An 11,738-nucleotide genomic window follows, 5' to 3' on the forward strand; every position below is an offset into this window, starting at 1 on the left:
GTACCGGGCGGCTCCGCGGCAGGGAAACCGCCCGCTGATGGTCGTCGCCGTGGTCGCGTCCTTCCTGATGGCGGCCGTCGTCGGGGGCGGCGCCATGTTCCTCTACCGGGAGCTGCGCGGGCCCGCCGAAGGCGAGCGTCCGGTGACGCAGGTGTCTCCCTCGGTCGCCGGCGCGGCGAGCTGCACCTACGCGCCCGCCAACGGCGACATCAAGGACGTCGGGACGCCCCCGTCCAGCGCCGCAGGGCTCCCGTCCACCGCCACGATCGAGACCAGCCGCGGCACGGTACAGGTGGAACTGGACCCCGCGAAGGCCCCGTGCGCGGTGAACTCCCTCGCGTTCCTCGCGAGCAAGAACTACTACGACGACACCGAGTGCCACCGGCTCACGACGAACCCGACGCTGAAGGTCCTGCAGTGCGGCGACCCCTCGGGCACCGGGACCGGCGGCCCCGGATACCAGTTCGCCGACGAGAACACGACCGGCGTCCGCTACACACGGGGCGTCGTGGCGATGGCCAACGCGGGGCCGAACACCAACGGAAGCCAGTTCTTCATCCTCTACGAGGACGCGCCCTCCCTCCCCCCGAACTACCCGGTCATCGGCCGCGTCACCAGCGGCATGGACGTCGTGGACGAGGTCGCCAGGGCAGGCACGGAAGGCGACACCGAAGACGGCAAGCCGGAAGAAGAGCTCAAGATCGACTCCCTCCGCACGGCCTGACCCCACCCCACCGGTTCCGTCGACTCGTGCCGGAGGGGACTAACCGCGGCTCGGCGCGCGTTGGGCTAGGTGACGTTCACGCGACCGGGGAGAAGTCTCGATGGCTCTGAAGCGCCCCTCCTTCCTGCCGTCTCTGGAGCAGCTGGAGCAGCAGGCACAGGACGTGTCGTCCCGTCGCAGCCGCCCCGGGTCGATGTTCGACCACCCGACGGCCAAGGCCGTGTTCGTCGCCGTCCTAGTGGTGACGGTCCTCGCGCACCTCATCGGCGGCATCGTCTTCCTCGTCCTGAACTAGCGCGGCGGCCGGGCGCCGCGTTCAGTCGCCCAGCGCGCCCAGGGGGTCGGTCAGGAGCGCGGCGAAGCCCAGCTCGGCGGCGCCCGCGAGGGTCGAGTCGTAGCCGAGTGCCGCGGTGCGGAGTGCGACGCGCTCCCGGGAGACGGGCAGGACGCTGTCCTGCACGCGGGCGGCCACCTGCGCCGCGGCGCCGCGGTAGATCTCGCTCAGCATCCCGCCGAAGATCACGACACCGGGGTTGAAGAGGTTGATCAGGTTGGCGACGCCGATGCCGAGCCAGTCGCCGACCCGGTCCAGCGCCACGCGGGCGGCCGGGTCGCCGTCCTCCGCCGCGCGCACGACGGCGCGCACGCCCTCGCGGCCGAGCGGCCCGCCGGTGCGCCCGGCCGCCTCCAGCAGCGCCTCCTCGCCGACCTCGGCCTCCAGGCACCCGCGCGAACCGCAGTTGCAGGGCCGTCCGTCGTAGGGGTTGACGATCATGTGCCCGAGTTCGGCGGCGTAGCCCTCGTCGCCGTCCAGCAGCCTGCCGCCGACGATGATGCCGCCGCCCACGCCCACGTCGCCGTGGAGGTAGACGAGGTTCCTGCTGCCGGTGCCCGCGCCGCGCTCGTGCTCGGCGAGGGCGCCCAGGTGGGCCTCGTTGCCGACGGCCACGGGCAGCCCGAGGCCCAGGCGCCGGGCGAGCGCCGGGCCGAAGTCGAGATCCGTCCAGCCCATGGTGGGCACGAGCCGGACCTTCCCGTCCGCGGCCCTGATCAGGCCGCAGTAGGACGTGCCGACACCGACGCACTTCGCGTCCGGCGGCGCACCGGCCGCGAGCGCGGCGCCGAAACCGGCGAGGACGCCGACGACCTCGTCCAGGTCGTCGTTGCCGCGGCGCCGGGCCGCCTCCCGGCGCTCCAGGACCGTGCCGCCGAGCCCGACCCTGGCGGCGACGAGCCGGTCCACCGCGACGTCGAAGGCCAGCACGTACGCGCGCCGGGTCTCGGGGCGGACCACCAGCGACGGCCGCCCGGCGCGGCCCGTCGTCGCCGACGTCTCCTCGCGCACCAGGCCGGTCGCCGCGAGCTTGCTGATCAGCGTCAGGATGGTGCTCCGGTTGACGCCCATCCGGTCGGCGAGCTCCGTCCGCGACACCGCCCCGTCGCGGTGCACCTCACGCAGCAGCACCCCGAGGTTCTGCCGCCGCGATGCCTGCGAAACCTGCCGTCCCGTGCCGATGGCCCCCGAAATCGTCGAGGACGACATGGTTCCTCCCCTCACGACATGACACCGCCAAGTTACCCAAGGGGGCCCGTTCCGGTGAGTCGTCCGCCCGGCGGGGCACGTCAGGGGGTGCGGGAAGGCGGCCGTAAGGATGCCGTAAACGGGGTCCGCCAGTGTGCAGGGAACGGGGAGGCGGATCGGCTCGCGTCCCCGCCTTACTCGAAAGGACGAACCCATGCGCAGGATCAAGCTGCAGGTCCAGATCTCCCTTGACGGCTACATGGGCGGCCCGGACGGCGAGATGGGCTGGATGACCTTGCCCTGGAGCGGCGACCTCGAAGACCACGTCGACGCGCTCTCCGACTCGGTCGACACGATCATGCTGGGCCGCAGGCTCGCCACGGGCTTCATCCCCGCCTGGGAGTCCCGGCCGGAGGGCGAGGACGAGGCGTCCATCGACTGGATGATCGACACCCCCAAGGTCGTCGTCTCGAACTCGCTCACCGAGTCGCCCTGGAAGAACGCCACCGTCGTCGGAGGCGACCTCACCGAGATCGTGGCCGAGCTGAAGGCGCGGCCCGGCGGCGACGTCATCGTGTACGGCGGCAGCACGCTCGTGACGACCCTGATCGCGCGGGAGCTGATCGACGAGCTCCACCTGTTCGTCAACCCGGCCTCGCTCGGCGCGGGACAGCCCGTGTTCCCCGGCATGGACCACCACCAGCGGTTCCGGACCGTCGCGGCGCGCGTGTTCGACTGCGGGATCACCGGCCTGCACCTCGAACCGAACCGCTCCTGATCGCGGCGCCGGGCCGGCCCGCCCGGGGCTCAGCCGGCGGACGCGGCGGTCAGGCGGTAGGTGGTGCCGCTGCTGCCCTGCACCCAGGCGTCGGGCAGGGCGGCGGCCAGCGCGTGCTGGGCCCGCCAGCCCGTGCAGTGCCCCGGGACGACGAGGCTCGGCGCGAATTCGGTCAGCGCCTGGACGGTGGGCGGGATGATCGGCTCGAAGGCCGGGCCGCCCAGGTGGAACCCGCCGAGGAGGGCGTGCAGGCGGTCGACGCCCGTCAGCCGCCGCGCGTGCCGGACGATGTTGACCGCGCCCGCGTGGCCGCAGCCCGTCAGCACCACGAGCCCCCGGTCGCGGACGTTCACGACCAGCGCCTGATCGTCGGCCACCAGCGGGTCGTGCACCCACTCGCCGCCCGTCCACGCCTGGTGCGGGGGCGGCATGCCGCGCTCGAACTCGGTGGTGCGGTCGACCTCACCGGTGATCAGCACGCTGCCGTCCAGCAGCAGCGAGGGCGTGCGGCGCTCGATGACCTCGAAGCCCTCCCCCTCCAGGGCGCGCTTGCTGAGGGTGGGGAGCTCGTCCGGTTCCCTGCCGGGGACGGCGAGCCGGCGCTTCGTCCACGCCAGGGGGTGCAGCACCATCGGCAGCGACCGGACGCCGCGGGCGCCCGCCAGCCCGGCCAGCCCGCCCGCGTGGTCGAAGTGCCCGTGGCTGAGCACCACGGCCTCGATGCCGCCGAGGTCGACCCCCAGCCGGTCGGCGTTGGTGACCATCGCGTCCGGGGACAGGCCCGTGTCGAACAGCAGCGTGTGGGAGCGGCCGGCGCGGCGCACGGTGACCAGCGCGGAGAACCCGTGCTCGGCGATCATCCCGGCGAAGGTCCGGTCGCCGTCGAACTGCCGCGCGGCCACCGCGCCTGCGCCGAAGCCGGCGCGGCGGGTGCGCTCGTCGCCGGTGAGGAGGGCGTCGTAAGTGTTGTCGACCAGGGTGAGGATCTCGATCTCGTCCACCGGTTCCAGCGCGATCGGGTCGACCGCCGTGCCCGCCGCCGGTCGCGGCATCGCCGCCACGGCCTCCGCTGGTGTCCCTGCCGTCTCGCACATACCCGCAGCCTAGCGCCGGGCTACGGCAGGACGATGGTGCTCACCGGCGCTCACCGCGGCCCGGTGGTGATCGTCGCCTCGATGCCGTAATGGTCGGAAAGGTAGGTCTCGGTGCCGTCGGGGAGGCGGATGCGGTCCTTGAAGACCACGCGGGCGGCGGCGTCCATGCCCGGCCTGACGAGCAGCTGGTCGATGGGGCCGATCGCGGCGTAGTCGGGGTTGTACGTGGTTTCCGTTTCACCGGCGAGCACGTCTCGCAGACCGGCTCTGGACGCGAAATCCCGGAAGAGGCGATGGTCGCGCGGGACGTTGAAGTCGCCCATGACGGCCATGGGTTCCGCCGCGTCGATCCTGCCGATGTGCGCGGCCAGTTCGCGCAGTTCGGATTCCTCGGTCTTCGTGTACACGTTGGACGGCGCCCAGTCCATGTCCATGTTCGCGGAAAGGTGCGTGTTCACGACGGTCACGAATGTGCCGGAGACGGGCAGTTGGTGGCGCGTGAAAAGGGCGCCCTTGCGCATTAGCCATTCCGGGCGCGCCGGCCGGGTGGGGGTGAACGTGCGGTAGGTCTGCCGAACGACCGGCAGGCGGGAGAGCGTCACCAGGCCGCCGCGCACCACGGGGAAGACCGACCCGTGCGCGACGTGCGGATACGACCTCACGGCACGGCGCAGCCAGGCCAGATTCCGCGGCGATATGACCTCCTGAAGGCAGACGACGTCGTAGTCGGCCGCCTCCAGAATTTCGGCCAGCACGCCCAGCCGGGCTCTGGTGCGCCCTTTGAACAGCGTGTTGAGGGTGAGGACCCGCACTTCCCTGCCCTCGTCCGGAGAGGTGTCGTCCCTCGTGGCCATGCACGCAACTCTAGCGAGGCGGTGACGGCGGGGGCAGGGACATTGCCCGCCGTCCGGGCGCCTTCCGATACTGGGCGGGATCGCCGGACGCGGCACGGACGAAGAGGGGTCTGCATGGGTTTCCAGCTGGGCTTGTTCTCACCCAACACCGAATCGGGGCTCGCGATCACGAACGTCCCGGAAAGGTGGCACGCGACCTGGGACGACAATCTCCGGCTCGCCCGGCTGGCGGATGAGAAGGGCATCGACTTCCTGTTGCCCGTCGCGCGCTGGACCGACTGGGGTCCCGACACCCACTTCCACAGAAGCGCCCTCGATCCGCTGGTGTGGGCGTCGGGGCTGCTGGCCGCGACGAACCGTATCCGCGTGTTCAGCACCGTCCACACCGCGTTCCACCACCCGGTCGTCGCGGCGAAGCAGCTCGCGACCGCCGACCATCTCAGCAAGGGCCGGATCGGGCTGAACATCGTCGCGGGCTGGCACGCCCCCGAATACGAGATGTTCGGGCTGACGCTGCCCGACGACCACGACACCCGTTACGCGCTCGCGCAGGAATGGTGGGAGGTCGTCAAACGCATCTGGTCGAGCGACGAGCCGTTCGACCACGAGGGGAAGTTCTTCCAGTTGAAGAATGTCGTGGGGAGGCCGAAGCCGTACAACGGGCACGGCCTCCCGGTCATCAATGCGGGCTCGTCCACGCAGGGGCGTTCCTTCGCCGCGCGCAACGCCGACCGCGCGTTCACCGTCGTCGGCGGTCCCGAGGACGGGGCGGAGATCGTGCGGGCCATCCGCGCGGAGGCGGCGTCCCATGGACGGGAGGTCGGGGTGTTCACGCTGGGCCACGTGGTGTGCCGCCCGACGAAGGCCGAGGCGGAGGACTTCCTGCGCTACTACGCCGACGAGAACGCCGACTGGCCGGCCGTGGACGAGGTGATGCGGCTGCAGGGCCTGCACGCGCAGTCGTTCACGCCCGAAATGCTGCAGGTCTACCGGGGGAGGTTCGCCGCCGGTCACGGAAGCTGCCCGCTGGTCGGCGACCCCGAAACCGTAGCCGACGCCCTCGCGGAGTTCGCGAGTGCTGGATTCGACGGTATCGCTCTGTCGTTCCTCAATTACGCTGACGAACTGGGCTACTTCGCGGACGAGGTCATGCCGCGGCTGCGGGCGCGGGGTGTCCTGTCCACCGTCCCTTAGGAAACGGTCCCATCGACACGACCATGACTGCGCCTCAGACTCCGCCGCCCCTGTCCGCCTACCAACGGGTCGCCAGCACGGACATCGACGTCCTGCACGACACGGTCGAGCCGTTCGCCGTGGGGCACGACCTCCATGCCCGTGAGCCGGACGCCCCGCTGGACGGGCTCGTCAACGCCGTCGGCGTGGGCGCGGTCACCCTCGTGTGGGTGCGCTACGGGGGCGGCGGGGTCATCGTGGACACGCCCCCGACCGAGGGGCACTTCGCCATGTGCGCGCCGATCGCGCCGATGGGTGTCGAGTACCGGTCCACGCGAAGCCGCGACACGGCCGGCGGGAGCCTGGTCGTGTCCCATGACGAGGCGATGCGGATGACGCCGGACCCGTGGCTGGGCTGCCTCGTCATCGCCACGAGCACCGGCCGGCTCGCCGACCACCTCGCCGGGCACCTCGGGCGCCACCTCGGGCGGGGGCACACGCCGCCGCTGCGGTTCCACAGCGTGGACGGGCCCGCCATCCTGCCGTCGTCGATCGTGGAGCGCACCTGGCGGCACGTGTGCGGCGTGCTCGACCACGTCACGGCGGCGGAGGAGGGGCTGCACCCGCTGGCGGCGCGGAACCTGGAGGAGTCGCTGCTCACCGCCGTCCTGCTGGGCCTGCCGCACACCGCGACCGGACGGCTCGCGGAGGCGCCGCCCCGCGTCCCGCACCATCTCGCCGGGACGATCCGGGACTGGATCGAGGCCCACCACCACCGCCCGATCGGCGTCATCGACATCGCCACGGCGGTGGGGATCGGTGTCCGGCAGCTCCAGACCATCTGCCAGGACCAGTGGGGGCTCACCCCGACGCAACTTCTGCGCGGGGTCCGTCTCGACCATGCGCGGACCGCGCTCACCAAGGCCCGGCCGGGCCCGCGCACGGTCACCGAAGTCGCCGGTGCGGCCGGTTACGTCCACATGAGCCGGTTCGCCGCCCACTACCGGCAGCGGTTCGGGGAGACCCCTACGCAGACCCTCAGGCGGAACGTGCATCCCGCCTGAGGTCAGACGCCCTGAGGTCAGCCGTCGCGGAGGCCCTCCTGCGCCAGGAACCGGTCTCCGGCGCGGCGGCCGATGCGGCCGATCGCGCGGTTCGCGGTCGGTGACACGCGGGAGAGGGCACGTCCCAGGCGGGCCTCTGCGGCGACGTAGACGACCGCTGTGTCCTGCCTGACCGCCCGCAGGACGGCCCGTGCGACCTTCTCTGGCGGAAACCCTCGTCGCTCTACCGCGCGGCCCATCCGCTCACGCAGTTCGTTGTCCACGCCTGGCGCCATGCCCACGAAACGGGTCCGGCCGGTGATGGGCGTGTCGATCGCTCCGGGGCAGATGGCGGAGACGCCGACCCCGTACCGGTCCATGTCGAGGCGGAAGCACTCGGTCATCTGCAGCACCGCCGCCTTGGTCGCCCCGTACGCGGGCAGTTCGGGGTTCGGCAGGTACGCCACCATGGACGAGATGTTGACGATGTGGCCGCCTTCGCCGCGCTCCATCATCTGCCGCCCGAACAGGCGGCATCCCCGGTACATGCCGTCCACGTTGATGGCGCGGATGCGCGCCCAGTCCTCCTCCGGGGTGTCGAGCAGGGAGCCGGCCATGGCGATGCCCGCGTTGTTGATGACGACGTCCGGCACGCCGTGGGAATCACGGACTTCGTCGGCGAACCGCGCCATCGCGTCCGCGTCGGCGACATCGACGCTGTAGGCGTGGGCTTCGCCACCGGCCGCGGTGATCTCGTCCACGGTTCGCTTGGCCGCGCCCTCGTCGATGTCCGCGACGACCACGCGTCCGCCTTCTGCGGCGAAGGCGTGGGCGGTGGCGCGTCCGATACCGCTGCCCGCCCCGGTGACGACGACGAGATCGCCGCCGAAGTCCCGGCCGGGCACTCCCGCCGCGCGCGCTTTCGCGAGTGCCCGTGTCTCTGGTCCGCCCTCGATGTGCTCGACGAATTCGGTCACCCAGCGGGCGATGAGGTCCGGGTGGCTGCGCGCCATCCAGTGCCCGGCGGGCGCACGCCGCACGTACAGCCGCGCCACCGGTCCGCGCGCCGACAGCAGCAGCGACGGCGACCCGTACCTGTCCTTGGTCGGGACGATGAGCTGCACGGGCACGTCCGTCCGGCCCTCATCGGCCCATCCCGCCCCGCCTGCCCGTGCGGTCCGGCCTGCGCGGCGGCCCAGGTTCGCCCGGTACAGGCCGAGTCCGTTGCGCGCGTCGGCCGGCAGGGTCGCCGCCGGGTGGCCGGACCGCGGCTCGGCGCCCTCGCGCGCCCCCATCAGCCGCGGGAACCCCGTCGCCAGGGCGCGCGCCGCGGCCTCGCCCACCTTCGGCGCCCTCAGCACCGGCATGTAGACGCTGCGCCGCGCCTGCCCGACGACCTCCGCCACCCCGCGCGGCCCGGACCGGACGGCCTCCCGCGCCCAGCGCGCCATGTGCCGCCGGTCCGGGCCGGAGATCGAGGTGAAGGACGCGATGCGCGCCCGCAGCCGGTCCCCGATGACGGCCTCCCAGCCCTGCACCGAGCCCCAGTCGTGCCCCACGAGGTGGACGGGCTCGTCGGCGCCGACCCCGTCCAGGACGGCCTCCAGGTCGCCCATGAGCGCGTCCAGGCGGTAGTCGAGCGGGTCGGCGGGGGCGGTCGACGCGCCCGCGCCCCGCACGTCGTAGGCGACGACGCGGAACCGCCCGGCGAGCCGCTCGGCCACCTCGTCCCACATCGCGCTCGTGTCCGGGTAGCCGTGGACGAGGACGACCGTCGGCCGGTGCTCCGTACCGCGCACCCGCACCGCCAGCTCGATCTCGCCCGATCTCACCCGAAGGTCACCCATGACGCCGCCCACCCCGGTCCGTAGAGCTCGTTTCCCGGCAAACTACGCCCGTCCGGGTGGTCGCCGACAGCGGGCGGTCCCGCCTACCGGACGGGCTGCCGGAGGATCGTGCGCATCTTCGCCGGGTCGGTCTCGCCGGGGTCCGACAGGTAGATCTCGTGGTGCAGGCCGTTCCGGACGAGACCCTCCGCCTGGATGAGCTCGACCATGCGGGCGAGGGAAGCGGGCTCCTCCGAGTAGGGCCCGCGGTGGAGCATCTGGACGCACAACCCATCGGTGAACGTCACGTGCTGGACGCGGCACACCGCGGGCATGTTCGGCCGGACCTGCTCGACCGCCGCGTCCACCGAGGCGACGTCGTTCGGGAGCCGGTCGTCCGGGAGGCGAAGGAACAGGTGCCACCACCACCCGTCGCGCGGCACGTCGAACGGTGAGCGCTCGTCCTCCACCCACCAGCGTCCCTCAAGCGGAACCATCGGCGCACCGAGCGCACCCATCACGGAGTAGAGCGCACCGACGCTCTGGCCGTAGGCGGCGCCTTCCGGCTCACCGCGCCCGGTAACGGCCAGACCCGACACGGGGCCGTGCTCCACCAGCTCTGGTTCCTCCGCCGCCTCGTACCAGCTCGCCCCCGTCTCCTTCAGGGGCGCGTTCACTTCACTCACTGGGAGTCCTCCACTCGTATCTGCACCCGGGTCTCCAGGCGCTCGGGCGGCGTGGTCGCGGGGTCGCTGAGGTACACCTCGCGGACGGGTCCCGCGGGCGTGTGCCCGTGGTCGCCGAACCACGCGAGCACGCCGTGGACGGTGAGCGGAATCTCCTCGTACGGGCCGACATGGACGGCCGAGGCGAACATGCCGCCGGGCAGGAGGTCGTCGCCGTCCGCCGCCTCGACGGTCACGCGGACGTCGAACTCCTCCGCCATGTCCAGCGGGAACAGCCCGATCAGCGTGCCGCCCGGCGACATCCGGGGCAGCAGCCGGCCCACGCACGCCCCCGTCGCGTCGGGGATCTTCGCGGGCGTCGCGGGCTCACGGGCGGCGAACACGCGCCGCGCCGGCTCCCGGACGACCGACACCTCGTGCTCCGGCAGCCCCTCGGCGAGGACGCGGTCCAGGAGCCGCAGCCCGCGCTGCCGCCTGGCGAGGTCGGCCTCGATGCGGTCCCGCGCGGCCTTCAGCTCGTGGCGCTCGTCCCCGGACAGGACGCGCGCCACGACCGGCAGCGGGACGTCCATCGCCCGCAGCAGGCCGATCATCAGCGCGTCCCGCGCCTGGGCGGCCCGGTAGTACCGGTAGCCGGACGCGGGGTCCGTCCACGCGGGGGCGAGCAGCCCCAGGTCGTCGTAGTGCCGGAGCTGCTTGACGCTCAGCCGGCACAGCCGGGCGAAGCGTCCGATCGGCAGGAGATCCTTGCTCACGCCCATCACCCTGACGTCTCCCCTAATGGGAGAGTCCAATTAGCCGGTGGGGCGCGCGTCGAGCCCGGTGCAGGCCCGCAAGTTGTTCCACCGCTGAACGGCCGACTTCGCCTGGGCGCCCTTGAGCGGGATGGGGATGCCGCCGGAGATCTGGGCGGGGTCCCACTTGTCCTTGGTGACCTTGCCGTCCTCCACCTTGAGGTACAGCACACCGGACTCCGCCGTCTTGCCGTTGGCGGAGTAGAACACGAAGTTGCCCATGCCGTAGTGGACGTACGCGTCGTTCATGTAGCCGCCGCCGGCCAGGATGTGCTGGTGGCCACCGACAAGGATGTCGGCACCGGCCGCGATGAGCTTCTCGGCGAGTTCCTTTTGCCGAGGCAGCGGGCAGGGCTCCAACTCCGCCCCCCAGTGCAGGTGGACGATGACCACGTCCGACCCCTTGCTGGCGTCCTCCACGGCCTGGACCATCCGGGGGACGTCCTTGGCCGACGCAAGCCCCGGCTTGGTGTCCGTGGCCGTCCACGCCTGGATCAGGTGGTCGTCCAGTACCTGGGTCGCCCCGACGATGGCGAGCTTGTTGCCCTTGACGGTCACGCGGTAGGGCCGGTACGCCTCGGCGGCGTTCCGGCCGATCCCGACGGTCGGGAGCTTGGCGCGCTTGATCGCGGCCAAGGAGTCGCGGAGCCCGCTCTCCATGTAGTCCATGCCGTGGTTGTTGGCCATGGACGTGACGTCCACTCCGGCGGCCTTCAGCGCGGTGAGCGCCGTCGCCGGGGCACGGAACGTGTACTGCTTGCCGGGCGCTGGCGTGCCGCCCGTCGTGATGGCCGTCTCCAGGTTGACCATGGCGAGATCGGCGACGCTGAGCTTCTTCGCGATCGGCCCGAGCGCGGTCCTGGGGTTGTTGAGGCGCGGCCGCAGGATGCCCTCGAAGTGCACGTCGCCGCCGAACGCGAGGATGATCGGCTCCTTGGGAGGCGGTGCGGGACGCGTCGAAGGCGCTTGCGACGCCGCGGGCGGCGGCGTCGCACCCGCCGCCTCGGAGTCGCCGGAACTGCCGCACCCCGCCGCCGTGAGCGCCAGCGTCCCTGCCATGGCCGCCGCCACGGCCGTCCTTCCACGCATGATCATCGCCTCACCTGCGTCGCCCCGGCCCCCTCGGACCTCCCGGACCGGACGCCAAGCATGCCATGCGCCCCCGGCACCCCCACAAACTCGTGCTTTTCAAAAACTTGAATCATTCAGGTCGTTGGGGTTAGCTGGACCTGACTCCCGACCCC

12 protein-coding genes are annotated in these 11,738 nt (G+C 72.0%); 5 read left to right on the forward strand and 7 right to left on the reverse strand.

From position 1 onward, the window contains the following. On the forward strand, positions 1 to 724 hold a 724-nt coding region (locus E1200_RS24695; RefSeq protein ID WP_131954466.1), incomplete at its 5' end, for a peptidylprolyl isomerase. Positions 725 to 824: 100 nt separating this feature from the next. Continuing rightward, a complete protein-coding gene (locus tag E1200_RS24700) occupies positions 825 to 1,019 on the forward strand; it encodes a hypothetical protein (protein ID WP_131954467.1) in 195 nt (64 codons plus the stop codon). Between the two features lie 21 nt (positions 1,020 to 1,040). On the opposite strand, the gene E1200_RS24705 is transcribed toward E1200_RS24700, so the two are convergent. Beyond that, entirely contained in the window at positions 1,041 to 2,267 is a 1,227-nt protein-coding gene (locus tag E1200_RS24705) for an ROK family transcriptional regulator (RefSeq protein ID WP_131954468.1), read from the reverse strand. 193 nt (positions 2,268 to 2,460) lie between these two features. Between E1200_RS24705 and E1200_RS24710 the strand changes: the two genes are divergently transcribed. Beyond that, positions 2,461 to 3,024 carry a dihydrofolate reductase family protein gene (locus E1200_RS24710; protein ID WP_131954469.1) on the forward strand — a complete coding sequence of 188 codons (564 nt, stop codon included), beginning with the start codon at positions 2,461 to 2,463 and terminating at the stop codon, positions 3,022 to 3,024. A gap of 29 nt (positions 3,025 to 3,053) precedes the next feature. Here E1200_RS24710 and E1200_RS24715 read toward each other — a convergent pair whose 3' ends face one another. Then, entirely contained in the window at positions 3,054 to 4,118 is a 1,065-nt protein-coding gene (locus E1200_RS24715; protein WP_131954470.1) for an MBL fold metallo-hydrolase, read from the reverse strand. Positions 4,119 to 4,168: 50 nt separating this feature from the next. Continuing rightward, on the reverse strand, positions 4,169 to 4,972 hold the full coding sequence (locus E1200_RS24720) for an endonuclease/exonuclease/phosphatase family protein (protein WP_131954471.1): 804 nt from the start codon (positions 4,970 to 4,972) through the stop codon (positions 4,169 to 4,171). Between the two features lie 114 nt (positions 4,973 to 5,086). Here E1200_RS24720 and E1200_RS24725 point away from each other — a divergent pair, with 114 nt between their 5' ends. After that, the gene (locus E1200_RS24725) at positions 5,087 to 6,166 is read left to right on the forward strand and encodes an LLM class flavin-dependent oxidoreductase (protein ID WP_131954472.1); all 1,080 of its coding nucleotides are present in this window, start codon (positions 5,087 to 5,089) and stop codon (positions 6,164 to 6,166) included. A gap of 23 nt (positions 6,167 to 6,189) precedes the next feature. Then, complete coding sequence (locus E1200_RS24730) at positions 6,190 to 7,209, forward strand: AraC family transcriptional regulator (RefSeq protein ID WP_131954473.1); 1,020 nt, start codon at positions 6,190 to 6,192, stop codon at positions 7,207 to 7,209. 17 nt (positions 7,210 to 7,226) lie between these two features. Here E1200_RS24730 and E1200_RS24735 read toward each other — a convergent pair whose 3' ends face one another. From E1200_RS24735 to E1200_RS24750, 4 genes are all read right to left on the reverse strand, one after another. Then, positions 7,227 to 9,035 (reverse strand): SDR family oxidoreductase, encoded by a 1,809-nt coding sequence (locus tag E1200_RS24735; RefSeq protein WP_131954474.1) that lies wholly within the window; start codon positions 9,033 to 9,035, stop codon positions 7,227 to 7,229. An 83-nt stretch (positions 9,036 to 9,118) separates the two neighbouring features. After that, the gene (locus tag E1200_RS24740) at positions 9,119 to 9,700 is read right to left on the reverse strand and encodes a GyrI-like domain-containing protein (RefSeq protein ID WP_131954475.1); all 582 of its coding nucleotides are present in this window, start codon (positions 9,698 to 9,700) and stop codon (positions 9,119 to 9,121) included. Further along, positions 9,697 to 10,461, reverse strand: a complete 765-nt coding sequence (locus E1200_RS24745; protein WP_243708817.1) for a MerR family transcriptional regulator — start codon at positions 10,459 to 10,461, stop codon at positions 9,697 to 9,699. Before E1200_RS24745 ends, E1200_RS24740 begins: the two co-directional genes overlap by 4 nt. Positions 10,462 to 10,494: 33 nt before the next feature. Beyond that, on the reverse strand, positions 10,495 to 11,583 hold the full coding sequence (locus tag E1200_RS24750; protein WP_131954477.1) for a CapA family protein: 1,089 nt from the start codon (positions 11,581 to 11,583) through the stop codon (positions 10,495 to 10,497). Between the last annotated feature and the right edge of the window lie 155 nt (positions 11,584 to 11,738).

This window comes from Actinomadura sp. GC306, assembly GCF_004348665.1.
Lineage (GTDB): Bacteria > Actinomycetota > Actinomycetes > Streptosporangiales > Streptosporangiaceae > Spirillospora.